The organism is Novosphingobium aquae (genome assembly GCF_037572715.1).
GTDB classification, from domain to species: domain Bacteria; phylum Pseudomonadota; class Alphaproteobacteria; order Sphingomonadales; family Sphingomonadaceae; genus Novosphingobium; species Novosphingobium aquae.
Genome location: NZ_JBBHJY010000006.1, coordinates 266,380 through 283,103, shown reverse-complemented (window position 1 = coordinate 283,103; position 16,724 = coordinate 266,380). Strand labels below are relative to the sequence as shown.

The following is a 16,724-nucleotide window of genomic DNA, read 5'->3' as shown; positions in this document are numbered from 1 at the left end:
CGAAGCATTCCGCGCGCTGGTCGATGTCCACATGATGGGCGCGTTCAATGTCGTGCGTCCGGCCTTCCCGCTGATGAAGGCGGCGGGCTATGGCCGTGTCGTGCTGACCGGCTCGATCGGCGGCATCTACACCATGCCGCAGACCGTCCATTACGCCATGTCGAAAGCGAGCATGATCGGGCTCAACAACGCCATCAGCGTCGAGGGCAACGATTTCGGCGTAAAGAGCAATGTCATCCTGCCCGGCGCGGTGACGCGCATGGCCGAGGGGATCGACACCAGCCAGTTCCCGCCGATGGACCCTGCACTGGTCGCCCCGATGGTGGGCTACCTCACCCATGAGGACTGCGCGGTCAGCGCCGAGATCTATGCCGCCGTCGCCGGCCGCATGGCGCGGGTCTATGTCACCGAGACGCACGGCGTCTGGCACAAGGACTGGTCGATCGATTCCGTGGCCGAAAGCATGGACGCGATCCGCGATCCTTCGAACAATCTCACCTTCCACCCAGCCGAGGGCGGCTTTGGCGCGCATCTGGGGATTAGCTTCGGGATGGTGGGGAGCTGATCCCAAGGCATCGCTCCGGCGCGCAATTCATGGTTGCGCTTCGCCGCGCCGGACGAAACATTGCGACCGGATAAAACCGGGAGAGTGCAATGACCTTGGCAAGCGGCCGCCCTGCAGAAAATCCGTCGGCACAGGTTGCCGAAGGCTGGACGCTGACCCGCGCCACCCGCCCGAGCCGGCTGGCCGGGGCGAACGGCATCCGCACCGGCGCGGACGGCAAGATTTATGTCGCGCAGGTTGCGGGCAGCCGCGTTTCCACTATCGATCCCGACAGCGGCGAAGTCTCCGCGCTCACCGCAATCGGCGGCGGCATCACCGCGCCTGACGACCTTGTCTTCGATGACGAGGGCAATCTCTACTGCACCGAGATCACACTGAACCGCGTTTCCGTCCTGCGCCCCAACGGCACGGCGCAGGTGCTGCAGGGCGAGATCAACACGGCCAACCCGATCACCTTCCACCAAGGCCGGCTGATCGTCGGCGAACTGACGCTTGATGCACGCATCATGGAACTGGACCGCAACGGCGGTGCGCCCAAGGTGCTTCTCGAGCACGTGCCAATGGTCAACGCTTTTGACGTCGGCCCGGACGGCAAGCTCTATTTCCCGGCGCAGGGCGCGAACGAAATCTGGCGCATCGGGCTTGATGGCGGCGAGCCCGAAGTCGTCGCCAAAGACCTCGGCGTGCCGGATTCGGTGAAGTTCCATCCCGATGGCTACATCGTCTCCACGCAGGTCCATTCGGGCCAGGTGCTCAAGATCGATCCCCGCACCGGCGCGCAGGAAGTACTCGCCAATATCGGCCCCGGGCTCGACAACGTGACCTTCGTCGGCAAGCGGATTTTCGTCAGCCACATTACCGGTTCGATCCACGAGATCACCGCCCCTGGCGTGGCCAAGCCGCTGCTCGAACGCGGACTGCAATGGCCACTCGGCCTCGCGGTCGGACCTGATGGTGCCCTGTTCATCGCCGATGGCGGCTTCGTCTATACGTTCGCGGCGGGCAGCGATCCGCAGCTGGTCGGCCACCTGTTTTCGCCCGGCTTCCCCGGCTGGACGCGCGATGTCGCTGCCTACGGTCCCGGCGAATGGGTGGTGACCACGGCGGCCGGGACGGTCGCACGGTTCCGCCCCGGGCTGGAGGAGAGCGAAGTGCTCGCTTCCGGGCTCGGCGTGCCAATGGGCGTTGCACTAGCCGCAGATGGAACGGCAGTCTTCACCGATGCCCAGACCGGCAAGGTTCACTGTGTGAAGGACGGCAATGTCGAAGAGCTCGCCAGCGGACTCGACAAGCCCAGCGGCGTGGCCATCGGCCCAGACGGCACGATCTATGTGTCCGAGACTGACGCCGGCCGCGTGGTGAAGATCGCCGGCGGACGCAGCGAAACCGTGATCGATGGACTGGGCCGGCCCGAGGGCCTCGCGGTTCACGGCGGGCGGCTGCTGGTACTCGATGTTCGGACCAAGGAACTGATCTCCACCGACCTGTCGGGCGGCGCACGCGAAGTGCTCGCTTCCAGCCTGCCGGTCGGCGCGCCGGTGGGTATGGAAATGCCGCGGCTTGGCGGCATCGGCATCTTCTGCGGGCCGATGTGGACCATGTCGGGCATCACCGCCGGGGCCGACGGGACGATCTACATCGCCGGCAGCGCCGAAGGATCGGTGCTTGCTCTGAAGCCGGAATAGCCGCCGTGGCGCGGATCGAGACGCGGGAACAACTGGCGGCGATCATTCCCGACGCCAGCCCGCGCGCCGCCGCCAAGGTTGGTGACCGGCTCGACGAACAGGCGCTCGCCTTCGTGGCGCACAGTCCGTTCCTGTTCATCGGCACCGAAGGGCCAGACGGCATCGAGATCAGCCCCAAGGGCGACGGGGCAGGCTTTGTCGAGGTGGTGGATGAACGCACCCTGCTGATCCCCGAACGGCCTGGCAACCAGCTCAAGATGGGGCTGAGCAACATCCTCGCCAATGGGCGTATCTCGCTGCTGTTCCTTTGCCCGCCAACCAACGACACGCTGCGCGTCACCGGCAGGGCAACGCTGATTGACGATGCCGATGTTTGCCAGCGCCACGCCATGGGCGGCAAGCCGGCGCTGCTGATGATGCGTGTCGAGATCGAGCGCGCCTTCTTCCACTGCTCGCGCCCGGTGCTGCGCGCGGGCCTGTGGAAGCCCGAAACCTGGGGCGATCCGATGACGATCTCCTACGGCAAGATCTATGCCGAGGCGCTCGGCAAGCCCGAAATCGAAGAGATGTTCGACGCGATCACCAAGGAACGCGAACACGACCTCTGGAACTGACGCCAAGACCCAAGGACCCATCCGATGTTCAAGCAGATCTGCTTTTTCCGCAAACGCCCCGACATGACGATGGACGAGTTCCTCGACTATTACGAAAACCAGCATTCGCAGCTTTCCAAGCGGCAGGGCCGCGCGCCTTCGCTGCCGGGTGCGCAGCGCTATGTCCGCCGCTATCTGGTGCCCGAAAAGAATCCGGTGACCGGCGAGGTCCACGATCCCGGCTATGATTGCATCATGGAAATCTGGTGGAACAGCCGCGAGGAATTCGAAGCCTCGCAGCGCATCATTTCCGATCCGGCGCGGCTGCCCGCGATCATGGAGGACGAGCTCAACCTTTTCGCCAGCCATGTGAACCCGGTGTGTTCGGTGATCGAATACGATTCGCCGATGGGCCCGCAAGGCGAGGCGACGCGGGTGGAGGTTGTGCACGGGGATTGAAGTTCCCCTCCCGCTTGCGGGAGGGGAGAAGGTTAGGGCTTCGCCGAACGCACAAACACCGGCTTCGAATCGAAGCTAGCAATCCGCCAGTGGCCATCGGCCTCACGCCGGCAGTCCATCCACACATCCGCATAGGAAAGCGGATCGGCCACGTCCGCGCCCATCTTGGTGACCACGCTGGAGAAATAGGTCAGGTTGAAATCGCAGCGCGCCTCGTCCGCGGACTTGAACGTCACCCGCTGGTTGGCCAGCGCATGGCGGTGGATCGGCGGACCATCGGGGAATTCGCCAAGCCGCCCGGTGTAAAAGGCTACTACGGCATCGCGACCATCGCGGCATTCACCGCGCACCACGTACTGGCAATCCTCGGTCAGCAGCGGCGCCATGGTCAGGCCATTGTTGACGTCCATCTCGAAGGCCCATTCATTGATGACCTGATGGATCGCCAGCACGTCGGCGACCTGGTTTGCCTCGAACTTGGCCATGGCATTCATTCCTTCCCGGGTTTTCATGGCGCGTGGCTAGCGCGGCGGCAGCCCGGCGATCAAGCCACTCGCCCACCATCCCGATTCCATCGCCGGTGCGTCCTGCTTTGCCATTGCGGGCAGCGGGCAAGTTCGGCAATCCGCGAGGCTGAAAATTGACCGTGTCCGCAATCGGACCAGACTGCAGGGAAAGTTGAGCCATGAGCTACGCCGATACGCCCGACACCGCCGATACCGGCGCCAAGCCCAAGGGCGTTCCTGTCTACAAGCGCCTGCTCGACCTGTTCGAGGCTGAAGGCATCAAGACCCTGTTCGGCATCCCCGATCCGAACTTCGTCCATCTCTGCCTCGAAGCGGAAAGCCGCGGCTGGACCGTGGTTTCGCCCCGGCACGAAGCCGCTGCCGGCTTCATGGCCGAAGCTGCCAGCCGCATCACCGGCAAGCCCGCCGTCTGCTTCGGCACGCTCGGGCCGGGCCTGGCCAACATGATGCCCGCGATCCAGTGCTGCAAGGTCGAGAATTCGCCGGTCATCTTCCTTGGCGGCCAGCGCGCCCGCATCACCGAACAACGCGTCCGCCGCGGCCGCATCCAGTTCGTCCGCCAGGAACCGATGATCGCGGATTCGGTCAAGTATTCGGGCGTGATCGAATATGCCGACCAGGTGGACGAGATCGTCCACGAAGCGATCCGCATCGCCATGTCGGGCACGCCCGGCCCCTGCTACATCGAATATCCCTCAAACGTGATCCTCGAGGAAGTCGACCCCACGCCGGTTCCGGCACCCAGCCGCTACCGCCTGACCAATCAGGGTGCTGACGGTGACCGTATTGCCGAAGCGGCGAAGGCGATCATGGAAGCCAAGAACCCGATCCTGCTGGTCGGCCACGCGGTGCACACTACCAAGTCGGGCGAAGCCGTGCGCGAACTGGCCATGAAGATGAACTGCCCGGTGATCCAGACCTCGGGCGGCACCTCCTATATCAAGGGGCTTGAGGACCGCACCTTCCAGTACGTGTTTTCCGATGCCTCGATCGACGCGGTCGAGGAGTGCGACGTTGTCGTCGCGCTCGGCACCGAACTGGGCGAGCCGCTGCACTTCGGCCGCTGGCGCCACTGGTACGACGGCGAGGCGACCCGCAAGTGGATCTACGTCCAGCAGGACGCGACCGCCATCGGCGTCAACCGCCCGATCGACATCCCGCTGGTCGGTGACGTCCGCGCCGTAGTGCCGCAGCTCAGCCGCGCGCTGGGTGAAGGCCGCGAGGAAGCTCCCGGCCTGCAGCGCTTCATGAAGGACGGCGCCGAGGAACTGGCCGAACTGGCCGAGGAAACGCTGACCAAGAGCGACGGCACCGGCAATGTTGCAGTCCACACCAGCCGCTTCATCGTCGAAGCCACCAAGCACTTCCCGCCCGAAGGCATCATGATCCGCGATGGCGGCGCTTCGGTGATCTTCGGCTGGACCTATAACCAGTGCAAGCCGCACGACGTAATCTGGAACCAGAACTACGGCCACATCGGCACCGGCCTGCCCTATGCCAATGGCGCCATGCTGGCTGACATTGCAGAGAACGGCCCCGGCCGTCCCGGCATGCTCGTCACCTCGGACAGCTCATTCCTGTTCCACATCGGCGAACTTGAAGTCGCGGTGCGCAAGAATCTGCCGCTGGTCTGCGTGGTTGCAGTCGACTTCCAATGGGGCCTTGAAGTGGGCGTCTACAAGCGCACCTTTGGTCAGGGCACGGCGGAAACCGGCACGCACTGGTCCGACAAGGTCCGCTTTGACAAGATCGCCGAAGGCCTTGGCGCACGCGGCGAATTCGTCCGCACCGCTGACGAGATCGGCCCGGCCATCGCCCGCGCCTATGCCCATATCGATGCCGGCGGCGGCCCATCGGTGATCCACGTGCCGATCGATCCCAAGGCGAACTCGGAAGAAATGCCGAAGTACGAACGCTTCCGGACCTGGTACGCCGAAGGCACGCAGTAAGCGGCCCTATGGCTTAGCAAATACCAAGGCCCGCGCTGCGCCATTGCTGGTGCCGCGCGGGCCTTTTCGTTACCACCGGACACAACCAGATTCGGGAGCAGGAAATGCGCAATTACACCCAGTTCTACATCGACGGCGCTTTCGTCGATCCCATCACGCCCAAGACCGCCGAGGTCATCAACCCGGCGACCGAGGCAGTATCGGGCACGATCTCGCTTGGCAGCGAAGCCGATGTCGACAAGGCGGTTGCCGCCGCCCGCCGCGCTTTCGCTTCGTGGTCGGTCAGCACGGTAGCCGAACGCACCGACCTGCTCGGCGCGATCCTCGCCGAATATGAACGCCGCGAGCGCGAACTGGGCGAGGCCGTTACCGAAGAAATGGGCGCGCCGCTGTCGCTCGGCTGCGGGTTCCACACGCTGCTCGGCAAGGGCCACATCGGCACCGCGCTTGAGGTTCTGAAGACCTACAAGTTCGAGGAAGAGCGCGGCGTCACCATGATCCGCAAGGAACCGATCGGCGTCTGCGGCCTGATCACCCCGTGGAACTGGCCGATGAACCAGACCTGCGTAAAGATCGCCCCGGCCCTCGCCACGGGTTGCACGATGATCCTGAAGCCGCCGCAACTCGCGCCCTATTCGGCGCAGATCCTCGCTGAAATCCTGCACACGGCAGGCGTTCCGGCGGGCGTGTTCAACATGGTCCAGGGCGCGGGCAGTGTCATCGGTGCGGCGCTTTCGCGGCACAAGGATGTGGACATGATATCGTTCACCGGTTCCGAGCCCGTCGGCGTGCAGATTCAGAAGGACGCCGCCGACACGGTCAAGCGCGTCGGGCTGGAACTGGGCGGCAAGAGCGCGTGGATCGTGCTCGACGACACATCGATGGCCGCCAATGTCGCCGGGGCAACCGGCGGCATGATGGGCAATTCGGGCCAGACCTGCTCGGCCGGCTCGCGCCTGCTGGTGCCGGCCGCGCGCATGGAAGAAGCCATCGCCGCTGCTGCCGAAGCCGCCAATGGCGTCACCGTGGGCGATCCCACCGGCAATTTCGCCATGGGTCCGGTGGTTTCCAAGAGCCAGTACAACATCATCCAGGACTACATCACCAAGGGCATCGACGAAGGCGCAACGCTCATCGCCGGTGGTCCGGGCCGTCCCGAAGGCATCGACAAGGGCTGGTTCGTCCGCCCCACCGTCTTCGTCGGCACCAACGACATGGTCATTGCGCGCGAGGAAATCTTCGGGCCGGTGCTGGTGATGATCGGCTATGACGACCTCGACCACGCGGTGGAGATCGCCAACGATTCCGATTTCGGCCTTGGCGGCTATGTCTCGGGCGAAGATCTGGGCGTGGCGCGCGACGTATCCAAGCGGATGCGCACCGGCGCGATCTGGGTCAACGGCGGGTTTGATTTCAACGCACCGTTCGGCGGCTACAAGCGCTCGGGCAATGGCCGCGAATGGGGCGTCGAGGGCTTTGCCGAGTATCTCGAAACCAAGGCTATCGTCGGCTGGAACGCTGCCGGCTGATCGCTGAACCAAAGCAAGCCAAAGGGCGGGGTATGGGAAGCCATGCTCCGCACTTTGCGTTTCCAGCCGCTTGACAGGCGCCCATCACTTCCATATTTCGATATTTATCGAAACATTGGAACAAGCGATGCAACCCGATACCGTCATCCGCGCCCTTGCTGCCCTTGCGCAGGAACACCGCCTCGCCGCTTTCCGTCTGCTTGTCGTGGCAGGACCGGAAGGCATGCCCGCCGGCGCAATCGCTGACGAACTCGGCCTGCCCGCCTCCTCGATGAGCTTCCACCTTGCCCAGCTGGTCCACGCCGGCCTTGCCACCCAGCGCCGCCAGAGCCGCTCCATCATCTATGCGGCGGACTTTGACGCCATGCGCGGGGTGATGGGCTACCTCACCGATAACTGCTGCGGCGGCGCGTCCTGTTCGCCCGTCGATTCCGAAAACTCTGGTGAAAGGAGTGCTGCCTGATGCGTTTCCATGTCCATGTCGGCGTTGCCGATCTCGACCAGTCAATCGCCTTCTATTCCGGACTGTTCGGCGCGCAGCCCAGCGTCACCAAGGCCGACTATGCCAAGTGGATGCTGGACGATCCGAAGGTCAACTTCGCCATCTCGCAGAAGGCCGGCGCGGCCAAGGGCGTCGAGCACCTTGGCGTGCAGGTCGACAGCGAAAGCGAACTCGCCGCGGTCTATGGCCGCCTGAAGGCTGCCGGCGGCCCCGTGCTGGAAGAGGGTGCGACGACCTGCTGCTATGCCAAGTCGGAAAAGAGCTGGATCGCCGATCCGGACGGCGTTGTCTGGGAAGCCTTCCACACCACGGGTGAGAGCACGAATTATGGCGACAGCCCCGACATCGCCGCACTGGCCTCGACCAACACTGCCGACAATGCCTGCTGCGCGCCAAAGGTCGCCGCGCCGGCCACTTCCTGCTGCTAAGACCGGCGATGGGGGCAAGGCCATTTTCCGTGCTGGTTCTCTGCACCGGCAATTCCGCCCGCTCGGTTCTGGGCGAGGCAATTCTGGCGCAGCTTGGCGGCGGACGAATCGTTTCGCATAGCGCCGGGAGCAAGCCCAAGGGCGTGCCGCACCCCGCCGCGCTGCGGCTGCTGGCGCGCAAAGGCATCGATACCGCGCGCTTTCGCTCCAAGTCGTGGAACGAGTTTACCGGACCAGATGCGCCGCCGATTGACCTTGCCATCACCGTCTGCGGCAATGCCGCAGGCGAGGCTTGCCCGGTGTTCATGGGCGCACCGCTGAAGGCGCACTGGGGCCTGCCCGATCCCGCCGACGAAACCGGCGGCGAGGCAGCCGAGGACGCGGCCTTCGCGCAGACCTGGGACTGGCTCGAAATGCGGACGCAGGCCCTGCTCGCCCTGCCGTTCGAAACGATGGACCGCGCCGAACTGACGCGCGAACTGGCCCGCATCGGCCAGATGGAAGGCGCGGCGTGATCACGCCATGCACAAGGGGGATTGCACTGTGACCGAAGCCGAAACGCCCGCCCGCCTGTCGTTCATCGACCGCTACCTGACGCTGTGGATCTTCGCCGCCATGGCACTCGGCATCGCGCTGGGTTCGCTGGCACCCGCCGTGCCGCAAGCGCTGGACGCCATGTCGATCGATTCGACCAGCGTACCCATCGCCGTGGGCCTGATCCTGATGATGTTCCCGCCGCTGGCCAAGGTCCGCTACGAGGCGCTGGGCGAGGTGTTTCGCGATGGGCGGATGCTCGCGCTGTCGTTTGTCCTGTGCTGGATCGTCGCGCCCGCCTTCATGTTCCTGCTCGCCGCGACTCTGCTGCCGGGCCACCCAGAATACATGACCGGCCTGATCCTGATCGGCATCGCGCCGTGCATCGCCATGGTGCTGGTGTGGAACCAGCTGGCCAAGGGCAGCCCGGAATATGTCACCGGATTGGTAGCGTTCAATTCGGTGTTCCAGATCTTCTTCTATGTCCCCTACGCGTGGTTCTACCTCGTGTTCCTGCCGCCGATCTTCGGCCTGCAAGGGCAAGTGGTGGACATCGAATTTGGCACCATCGCGCAGGCCGTGTTGGCCTATCTCGGCGTGCCGTTCCTCGCTGGTTATTTCGTCCGCCGGGTGCTGGTGCGCAGCCGGGGGCTGGATTGGTACGAGGGCCGCTTCCTGCCGGCGATCAGCCCGATCACGCTGGTCGCGCTGCTGTTCACCATCGTCGCCATGTTCAGCCTGAAGGGGTCGGAAATCCTTGCCCTGCCGATCGACGCACTGCGGATTGCCGTGCCGCTGGTGATCTTCTTCGTCGTCATGTTCGTGCTGGCCTTTGCCGCCGGCAAGGCGATGGGCGCGGGCTATGCCGAGACGACCTCGCTGTCATTCACTGCGGCATCGAACAATTTCGAACTGGCGATTGCGGTCGCGATTGCCGCTTTTGGGCTGGCCTCGCCTGTCGCATTTGCCGCCGTCATCGGTCCACTGGTCGAGGTGCCGGTGCTGATCGCGCTGGTCAATCTTGCGCTATGGTTCAAACGGAACTGGTTCGCTTCAGCCTGATCCGCCCATCTGCCGGGTAAGCACGCGCGCCTCTTCGACCAGCGCCGCCTGCAAGTCCGGCAGACCGGCGCGCTGGAGCGCCGCAGAAAGCCCGATGGCGACAAGCGCGTGGCTTGGCTTGCCCGGCGCCTTCCACACGGGCGCGGCGATGACCGTGACGCCGGCCATGTAATTGCCCGCATCAATGCCGAAGCCCTGAGCGCGGGTCTGGCCGACCTGCTCCATCCACTCGGCAAAGCTGGGCGGGTCTTCCCAGCGCAGCGTTTCAAAGCGCGCCTTGAGCTGGCTCTCGCCGTACCCGCCAAAGGCTGCGATGCAGCGTCCGGTGGCGCTGATCAGTGCGGGGAAGCGGCTGCCGACCTGGGTGGCGATCTGGAAGCCGCCTCCAGCCTGACTGACCGCGACGGCGATCAGGTGATCGATGCCGAAGATCTCGACCCCCAGCATGGTGACGCCAAATTCGCGGCTCAGCCGGTCAAGCGGGGCCTGCGCCAATTGCGCGAACTCGTCCTTGCGCAGCCAGCCGCGCGCCAGGGTGAGCACGCCCGAGGCGAGCGCATAGCGCTTGGTATCGGGATCGAAGGAGACCAGCTCCTCCGCCACCAGCGCGCGCAGGACATAGAGGCAGGTGCTGGGATTGAGCCCGAGTTCGCGCGCAATCGGATTGAGTCCGAGCGCAGAGTCGCTTCGCCCCAGCAGGCGCAGGACCGCCGCCGCGCGGCTGATCGCGGGGGCCTTGCTGTCCTTCACGGCGGCAGCGAGTTCGGGGTTGGCTTCGGCGTTTGTCATTCTGTATATTGAATAGCATTCTATATTTGCAATGACAAGCGTGTTCTGCCATAGGCGCTGATCATGACCCGACTCACCGATTACACCAGCTATGCCGATGCTCAGGCCCACGCCTCCTCGGCCGCGCTGTGGGAGCTGTTTGACGGCGACCGCGAAGACCTGAACATCGCGCATGAGTGCATCACCCGCCACGCTGACGGCACGGGCCGCCCCGCGGTACGCATCGCCCATGCCGACGGCGCCGATGAAATCCTGAGCTTCGACACGATCTCGGCAGGCGCCGCGCAGTTCGCCCACTGGCTCGACGCGCAGGGCATCCAGAAGGGCGACCGCATCGCCTTCATGCTCGAACCCAGCCTGCCATTCTACGTCTGCCTGTTCGGCGCGATGCAGACCGGCGCGATCTCGGTGCCGCTGTTCACCCTGTTCGGTCCCGACGCACTCAAGCTGCGCGTGGGCGACTGCAACCCGGTGATCCTGATCACTAACCGCGAGAAGGAAGAGCTGGCTCGCGGTTCGGTCGGCGCGGACGGACTGCCGCGCATTGTCGTCGCCGACGATGGCCTGCTCGACGTGATCAAGCAGTATCCCGAAACCTACACGCCCAAGAGCAAGGCCAATGACATGGCCGTGTTCCAGTACACCAGCGGCACCACGCGCGAGCTGCCTGAGGCGGTCAAGCATTCGCACCGTACCTTGGTGACGCTGATGTTCGCCGCGCTGTATGGCACCGGCATCCGTCCGGGCGACGAATTCTTCTGCCCGTCCAGCCCCGCCTGGGGCCACGGCCTGTGGCACGGCACGCTCGCGCCGCTGGCAATGGGCGTGACCACCGGCACCTTCGCCGGTCGCTTTGATCCCGTCCGCCTGATGAAGGCGCTCGACGATTACGGCATCACCAACATGAGCGCTGCCGCCACTCACTACCGCATGATGAAGAACAGCGGAAAGGGAGGCGATTACAACTTCCACTTCAAGAAGCTAAGCTACACGGGCGAACCGATCGACCCGGCCACGCTTGAGTGGATCGACGAATATTTCAAGGTCCCCGCCTGCTCGATGTACGGCACGACCGAGATCGGCGTCGTGCTGGTCAACTTCCCCGGCGCGCCGGACTTTACCGTGAAGCCCGGCTCGCTCGGCAAGGCTGTCCCCGGCCAGAAGCTCGAAGTGCAGCGCCCCGATGGCAGCCCCTGCGATCCGGGCGAGATCGGCGAGCTGATGTTGTGGAGAGGCGGCGGGTGGATGACCACCAAGGACCGCGCGAAGATCGACGAGGACGGCTATTTCTATCACTGCGGCCGCGCCGATGACGTGATCATTTCCGCCGGCTGGACCATGTCCGCGGTAGAGATCGAGAACACCATGCTGCGTCATGACGCGGTGCTGGAATGCGGCGTGATCGGCGTGCCCGATGAAGCGCGCGGACAGGTCGTCAAGGCCTTCGTCGTCGCCAATTGCGAAGGCTCGCCGGCCCTCGTCAAGGAATTGCAGGACTTCACGCGTGAGCGGCTCGCCCAGCATGAATTCCCGCGTATTGTCGAATTTGTGAAGGAGCTGCCCAAGAATCCCGCGGGCAAGGTCCACCGCAAGATGCTTCGCGACCAGGAAGCGGCGAAGGCCGCTGCCTCGGCCGCCTGAACCCTTCAGGAGAAGAGAAAAATGTCAGCCAAATTTCCCAAGATCACCGAGGAAGGTCTTGCCGACCTGCGTTCACGCATCGGCGTCAAGATCACCAACACTGTCGAGCCGTGGAACTATGAAGCCACCCGCGACGCCATCCGTCACTATGCCCACGGCATCGGCGACGACAACCCGCTGTGGTGCGATCCGGAATATGCGGCCAAGACCCGCTTCGGCAGCCTCGTCGCGCTCCCCAGCTTCCTGTTCACCAGCAGCCGCATCATTTCGGGTTACTGCGGTGGCCTTTCGGGCGTCCACGCCATGTGGGCCGGCGCTGACTGGACCTGGCACAAGCCGGTGTTCCGCAACGACACCATCCGCACCGAGGCCTATCTGAAGGACCTCGTCGAGCATCAGACCAAGTTCGCCGGTCGCTCGTTCCAGCAGATCTACCACGTCGATTTCTACAACCAGCACAATGAACTGGTTGCCGAGGCTGACAGCTGGGTGTTCCGTACCGACCGCGACGAAGCACGTGAGCGCGGCACCAAGTACACCGAAGCCCGCGGCCGCGTTGTGCCCTTCACCGAAGAGCAGCTGGCCGAATTCTCGGAGCTTTATGCAAACGAAGAAGTTCGCGGCGCCGCTCCCCGTTACTGGGAAGACGTCACCGAGGGCCAGGCCCTGCCGCGCATGATGAAGGGCCCGATGACGGTCACCGGCTTCATCGGCTATGCCCAGGGCTGGGGTGGTCTTTACATCCGCGCCAACAAGATGGCGTGGAAGATGCAGCAGGCGCATCCGGGCCTCGCCATCAAGAACCGCTTCAACGTGCCCGATTGCCCCGAGCGCGTGCACTGGGACGAAGCTTTCGCTCTCGAAGTCGGCGCACCGGGCGCATACGATTACGGTCCAGAGCGTTGCAGCTGGCTGACCCATCACATGACCAACTGGATCGGTGACGATGGCTTTCTGACCAAGTCGAACTGCCAGATCCGCCGCCATAATCCGGATGGCGACGCGATCTTCATCGACGGCGTTGTGAAGCGCAAGTTCGAAGAAAACGGCAAGAAGTACGTCGAAGTCGAACAGAAGGCGACGACCCACCGCGGCGAGCTTTCGGCATTCGGCACTTCGGTCGCCGAACTGCCCAGCAAGGGCTGAGCCTTACCCCTTGGGAGGGGGGCGTGGGGCGAAATGATCCACCCGGGAAACCGGAGCAACGGAACGTTTCGCCCCCACCCCTCCCCCGACGGGGCAGGACTTGCTACAGCCCCTGACAATGACTGAACCCTCAACCCCCGCGACCACTTGGGCCGGCCCGCTTGCCGGTGTCCGCGTGCTCGATTTCACGCGCGTCCTTGCCGGACCTGCGGCGAGCCTTGCGCTGGCTGACCTTGGCGCCGAAGTGATCAAGGTGGAACCGCCCGGAAGCGGCGATGATACCCGCACCTTCCCGCCGATCCGCGATGGTGAGAGCCACTATTTCCTCAGCGTCAATCGCGGCAAGAAGTCGATTGTCATCGACCTCAAGGCCCCCGACGGCCTTGGGCTGGCCATGGACCTTGCGGCCAAGTGCGATGTCCTGATCGAAAATTACCGCCCCGGTGTGATGGACCGGCTCGGCCTTGGCTATGACGCGCTGAAAGCGATCAATCCCGGCCTGATCTATTGCGCGATTTCGGGCTACGGCATGACCGGCCCGATGCGCGACATGCCCAGCTTCGACATTGTTCTGCAGGCCCAGTCGGGCGCGCTCTACATGAACGCCGAACCCGGCGGCCAGCCGATGAAGCTTGGCCTGCCCATGGGCGATCTTGTCGGCGGCATTTCCGGCCCCATCGGCATACTCGGCGCGCTGTTCGAACGCACCCGCACCGGCAAGGGCAGGCTGATCGATGTCAGCCTGACCGAGGGCCTGATCGGCCTGTCCGCCTACCTGCCGCAGCTCGCCTGGTTCACCGGCGCGGACCCGCAGCCGCAGGGTTCGCAGCATCCCAATCTCGTGCCTTACGGCGTATTCCCGGCGAGCGACGGATCCATCGTCGTCGCCTGCCTGACCGCCGGGTTCTGGGGCAATGTCTGCCGCGCCATCGAGCGCCCCGAACTGGCGGACGACCCGCGCTTTGCCACCCTTTCGCAGCGCCGGGATGCGCGCGAGGAGATCAACGCGGCGGTCAGCGCCTTTACCTCGCGCCATACCGTGGCCGAACTGGTAACGCGATTCACGCAGCTTGAAGTGCCGCATGCGCCGATCCTCTCGGTGCTCGAGGCGCTGAACTCGCCGCAAAGCAAAGCGCGCGGTGTGGTGGTCGAGGTGGATCATCCAGCGCTCGGCCCCATTCCGCTGGTCAACCGGCCGATCCGCTATGCTGATGAAGAGCAGGCCCCGGTGACCGCCCCGCCGATGCTTGGACAGGACACCGACGCGATCCTTGCCGATCTGCTCGGGCTTGACGAAGATCGCATCGCCGCGCTGCGCGCCGCTGGAACCGTTGCCTGAGGACAAGACCATGACTGAACTGCGCTTTGACGACCGTGTTGCCGTGATTACCGGTGGCGGACGCGGACTGGGCGCTGCCCACGCAAAGCTGCTGGCGTCGCGCGGGTGCAAGGTGGTGGTCAACGATCCCGGCGTGTCGATGGCCGGCGATGCCACGAGCGAGGGTCCTGCAGAGGCGCTTGCCGCAGAAATCCGCGCTTCTGGCGGCGAAGCTGTGGCCAACACCGATTCCGTCGCCACGCCCGATGGCGGCGCGGCGATCATCCAGACGGCGCTTGATACCTGGGGCCGCGTCGACATCCTGATCCATTCCGCCGGAAACGTCCGCCGTGCGCCGCTCGCGGAAATGAGCGCCGAGGACTGGCAATCGGTGATCGACGTCCATCTCAATGGCGCGTTTTACGTCACCCGGCCCGCCTTCGCGGCGATGATGGCAGCGGGCTATGGCCGCATCGTCATGACCAGCTCGGTCAACGGGGTCTATTCGAACAAGCAGGTCGCCAATTACAGTGCAGCCAAGGGCGGCATGATCGGGCTGGCCAACACCGCCGCGATCGAGGGCTTTGCAAGCAATGTGAAAGCCAACTGTATCCTGCCTGCAGCGGTAACGCGCATGTCCGAAGGCATCGACACCAGCCAGTTCCCGCCGATGACGCCTGAAATGGTCGCGCCCCTCGTGGCCTACCTGTGCCATGAAAACTGCGAAGTCACCGGCGAGATGCTGATATCCGCCGCCGGACGGATGGCGCGGGCGTGGACTGCCGAATCTGCAGGGATCTACCAGCCCGAGTGGACAGTCGAGGATGTCGCGGCCAAGATCGATGCCATCCGCTCGATGAAAGACCCACTCCATTTTGCCCCCGCACCGCAGGGGCACCTCGATCACCTGCTGCACAGTTTCGGCATGGCGCGCGGCGGCTAATCACCCCATATGAGCCGGGACCTTTCTGCCCCCTCGGGAGTTCCTGCGCCATGAACCGCAAACCCATCCTCGCATTCGCCGCGCTTGTCGCCGCCGGAACCCTGCTTGCCGGCTGTGCCGCGCTGGGCCCCAAGCACCCGGTCGGCAATGCCGCCGTGCCGCAGCCGGCCAAGTCGGTCGATCTGACCCGCTACCTTGGCCGCTGGTACGAACTGGCGCGGTACGAGCAGGGCTTCCAGAAGGACTGCGACAGCGTAACGGCGGATTACTCATTGCGCGAGGACGGCGGCATCGCCGTGCTCAATTCCTGCGTGAAGCCTGATGGCAAGAAAACCAGCGCCACCGGCAAGGCCAAGATCGTCGACGAAGCCACCAAGGCCAAACTCAAGGTCAGCTTCTTCGGGCCGTTTTATGCCGATTACTGGGTGCTCGACCATGCCGAGGATTACAGCTGGTCCATCGTTGGCGAGCCCTCGGGCCGCTACCTCTGGCTGCTGTCGCGCGACGCGGCGCCCGGACAGGCAAGGCTCGACGAACTGACCGCTCGCGCCCGGGCGCTGGGTTATGACACGTCGATGCTGCGGATTACCAAACAGCCCTGATGGTCGAGCCCTAATGATCGAGGTAATCGCGCGGAATCCGTAGCGCGGCGGCGGCGATCTGGGTTTCGCGCAGGAACAGCGTCAGCGCCCACATCAGCAGGCCAATGGCGACGATGAAGAAGCCAGCGGCCACCCGTTCCAGTTTCATCGACACGATTTCCTCGAGGAACAGGATCGCCACGGTCATGCCGATGGCGAGGCCCGAGATCACCAGCACGCGGATGGCGCTGCCGATCAGCTTGATGCGCTGGTCGGCAAAGCGGATTTCGCGTACCACCATGTCATGCTCCGCGCCTTCGGTGACCCCGTGCCGCACCTGCAGGTGCCGCGCCCGGTCAACGATGCGGCCCAGCCGCGTCGACAGGATGTTGAGAATATTGCCGATCGCGACGAGCACGAACACCGGCGCGAGCGCAAGCTGGATGGTCTGGGCGATCATGGCCTATGGGTAG

At 64.4% G+C, this 16,724-nt stretch carries 18 protein-coding genes; 15 read left to right on the top strand and 3 right to left on the bottom strand.

Annotated features, from left to right (window positions below):
- The 4 genes from WG900_RS13445 to WG900_RS13430 all read left to right on the top strand — a co-directional run.
- Positions 1–565, top strand: a 565-nt coding sequence (locus WG900_RS13445; protein ID WP_339967757.1) for an SDR family NAD(P)-dependent oxidoreductase, incomplete at its 5' end; no start/stop codon positions are given.
- Between the two features lie 89 nt (positions 566–654).
- Positions 655–2,250 (top strand): gluconolaconase, encoded by a 1,596-nt coding sequence (locus WG900_RS13440; protein ID WP_339967756.1) that lies wholly within the window; start codon positions 655–657, stop codon positions 2,248–2,250.
- Between the two features lie 5 nt (positions 2,251–2,255).
- A complete protein-coding gene (locus WG900_RS13435) occupies positions 2,256–2,864 on the top strand; it encodes an MSMEG_1061 family FMN-dependent PPOX-type flavoprotein (RefSeq protein ID WP_339967755.1) in 609 nt (202 codons plus the stop codon).
- Between the two features lie 24 nt (positions 2,865–2,888).
- Positions 2,889–3,302 carry an EthD domain-containing protein gene (locus WG900_RS13430; RefSeq protein WP_339967754.1) on the top strand — a complete coding sequence of 138 codons (414 nt, stop codon included), beginning with the start codon at positions 2,889–2,891 and terminating at the stop codon, positions 3,300–3,302.
- 32 nt (positions 3,303–3,334) lie between these two features.
- Here WG900_RS13430 and WG900_RS13425 read toward each other — a convergent pair whose 3' ends face one another.
- Complete coding sequence (locus tag WG900_RS13425) at positions 3,335–3,814, bottom strand: nuclear transport factor 2 family protein (protein ID WP_339967753.1); 480 nt, start codon at positions 3,812–3,814, stop codon at positions 3,335–3,337.
- Positions 3,815–3,987: 173 nt separating this feature from the next.
- Here WG900_RS13425 and WG900_RS13420 point away from each other — a divergent pair, with 173 nt between their 5' ends.
- From WG900_RS13420 to arsB, 6 genes are all read left to right on the top strand, one after another.
- Entirely contained in the window at positions 3,988–5,778 is a 1,791-nt protein-coding gene (locus tag WG900_RS13420) for a thiamine pyrophosphate-binding protein (RefSeq protein WP_310530565.1), read from the top strand.
- A 104-nt stretch (positions 5,779–5,882) separates the two neighbouring features.
- Positions 5,883–7,307, top strand: a complete 1,425-nt coding sequence (locus WG900_RS13415; protein WP_339967752.1) for an aldehyde dehydrogenase family protein — start codon at positions 5,883–5,885, stop codon at positions 7,305–7,307.
- Between the two features lie 127 nt (positions 7,308–7,434).
- Entirely contained in the window at positions 7,435–7,770 is a 336-nt protein-coding gene (locus WG900_RS13410; protein WP_339967751.1) for an ArsR/SmtB family transcription factor, read from the top strand.
- On the top strand, positions 7,767–8,237 hold the full coding sequence (locus tag WG900_RS13405; protein WP_339967771.1) for an ArsI/CadI family heavy metal resistance metalloenzyme: 471 nt from the start codon (positions 7,767–7,769) through the stop codon (positions 8,235–8,237). Before WG900_RS13410 ends, WG900_RS13405 begins: the two co-directional genes overlap by 4 nt.
- An 8-nt stretch (positions 8,238–8,245) precedes the next feature.
- On the top strand, positions 8,246–8,752 hold the full coding sequence (locus WG900_RS13400) for an arsenate reductase ArsC (protein ID WP_339967750.1): 507 nt from the start codon (positions 8,246–8,248) through the stop codon (positions 8,750–8,752).
- Between the two features lie 28 nt (positions 8,753–8,780).
- Positions 8,781–9,833: an ACR3 family arsenite efflux transporter gene (gene arsB, locus WG900_RS13395; protein WP_339967748.1), complete on the top strand. Its 1,053-nt coding sequence runs from the start codon at positions 8,781–8,783 to the stop codon at positions 9,831–9,833.
- Here the strand turns inward: arsB and WG900_RS13390 are convergent.
- Positions 9,825–10,622, bottom strand: coding sequence for an IclR family transcriptional regulator (locus tag WG900_RS13390; protein WP_339967746.1), 798 nt, complete (start codon positions 10,620–10,622; stop codon positions 9,825–9,827). The two genes, arsB and WG900_RS13390, sit on opposite strands and share 9 nt — an antisense overlap.
- Positions 10,623–10,685: 63 nt before the next feature.
- Here WG900_RS13390 and WG900_RS13385 point away from each other — a divergent pair, with 63 nt between their 5' ends.
- The 5 genes from WG900_RS13385 to WG900_RS13365 all read left to right on the top strand — a co-directional run bounded on the left by WG900_RS13385 (position 10,686) and on the right by WG900_RS13365 (position 16,272).
- Positions 10,686–12,263: an acyl-CoA synthetase gene (locus tag WG900_RS13385; RefSeq protein ID WP_339967745.1), complete on the top strand. Its 1,578-nt coding sequence runs from the start codon at positions 10,686–10,688 to the stop codon at positions 12,261–12,263.
- A 21-nt stretch (positions 12,264–12,284) separates the two neighbouring features.
- Positions 12,285–13,409: an FAS1-like dehydratase domain-containing protein gene (locus tag WG900_RS13380; protein WP_339967744.1), complete on the top strand. Its 1,125-nt coding sequence runs from the start codon at positions 12,285–12,287 to the stop codon at positions 13,407–13,409.
- Between the two features lie 118 nt (positions 13,410–13,527).
- Complete coding sequence (locus tag WG900_RS13375; protein WP_339967743.1) at positions 13,528–14,748, top strand: CaiB/BaiF CoA transferase family protein; 1,221 nt, start codon at positions 13,528–13,530, stop codon at positions 14,746–14,748.
- A gap of 10 nt (positions 14,749–14,758) precedes the next feature.
- Positions 14,759–15,670 carry an SDR family NAD(P)-dependent oxidoreductase gene (locus WG900_RS13370; RefSeq protein ID WP_339967742.1) on the top strand — a complete coding sequence of 304 codons (912 nt, stop codon included), beginning with the start codon at positions 14,759–14,761 and terminating at the stop codon, positions 15,668–15,670.
- A gap of 50 nt (positions 15,671–15,720) precedes the next feature.
- Positions 15,721–16,272 carry a lipocalin family protein gene (locus tag WG900_RS13365; RefSeq protein WP_339967741.1) on the top strand — a complete coding sequence of 184 codons (552 nt, stop codon included), beginning with the start codon at positions 15,721–15,723 and terminating at the stop codon, positions 16,270–16,272.
- 10 nt (positions 16,273–16,282) lie between these two features.
- Here WG900_RS13365 and WG900_RS13360 read toward each other — a convergent pair whose 3' ends face one another.
- Positions 16,283–16,711 carry a DUF2721 domain-containing protein gene (locus tag WG900_RS13360; protein ID WP_339967740.1) on the bottom strand — a complete coding sequence of 143 codons (429 nt, stop codon included), beginning with the start codon at positions 16,709–16,711 and terminating at the stop codon, positions 16,283–16,285.
- Positions 16,712–16,724 lie beyond the last annotated feature (13 nt).

Coding starts and splice junctions, on each gene's coding strand:
- WG900_RS13440 (WP_339967756.1), top strand. CDS start 655: ATGACCTTGGCAAGCGGCCGCCCTGCAGAAAATCCGTCGGCACAGGTT.
- WG900_RS13430 (WP_339967754.1), top strand. CDS start 2,889: ATGTTCAAGCAGATCTGCTTTTTCCGCAAACGCCCCGACATGACGATG.
- WG900_RS13425 (WP_339967753.1), bottom strand. CDS start 3,814: ATGAAAACCCGGGAAGGAATGAATGCCATGGCCAAGTTCGAGGCAAAC.
- WG900_RS13420 (WP_310530565.1), top strand. CDS start 3,988: ATGAGCTACGCCGATACGCCCGACACCGCCGATACCGGCGCCAAGCCC.
- WG900_RS13415 (WP_339967752.1), top strand. CDS start 5,883: ATGCGCAATTACACCCAGTTCTACATCGACGGCGCTTTCGTCGATCCC.
- WG900_RS13410 (WP_339967751.1), top strand. CDS start 7,435: ATGCAACCCGATACCGTCATCCGCGCCCTTGCTGCCCTTGCGCAGGAA.
- WG900_RS13400 (WP_339967750.1), top strand. CDS start 8,246: ATGGGGGCAAGGCCATTTTCCGTGCTGGTTCTCTGCACCGGCAATTCC.
- WG900_RS13390 (WP_339967746.1), bottom strand. CDS start 10,622: ATGACAAACGCCGAAGCCAACCCCGAACTCGCTGCCGCCGTGAAGGAC.
- WG900_RS13385 (WP_339967745.1), top strand. CDS start 10,686: ATGACCCGACTCACCGATTACACCAGCTATGCCGATGCTCAGGCCCAC.
- WG900_RS13380 (WP_339967744.1), top strand. CDS start 12,285: ATGTCAGCCAAATTTCCCAAGATCACCGAGGAAGGTCTTGCCGACCTG.
- WG900_RS13375 (WP_339967743.1), top strand. CDS start 13,528: ATGACTGAACCCTCAACCCCCGCGACCACTTGGGCCGGCCCGCTTGCC.
- WG900_RS13370 (WP_339967742.1), top strand. CDS start 14,759: ATGACTGAACTGCGCTTTGACGACCGTGTTGCCGTGATTACCGGTGGC.
- WG900_RS13365 (WP_339967741.1), top strand. CDS start 15,721: ATGAACCGCAAACCCATCCTCGCATTCGCCGCGCTTGTCGCCGCCGGA.
- WG900_RS13360 (WP_339967740.1), bottom strand. CDS start 16,711: ATGATCGCCCAGACCATCCAGCTTGCGCTCGCGCCGGTGTTCGTGCTC.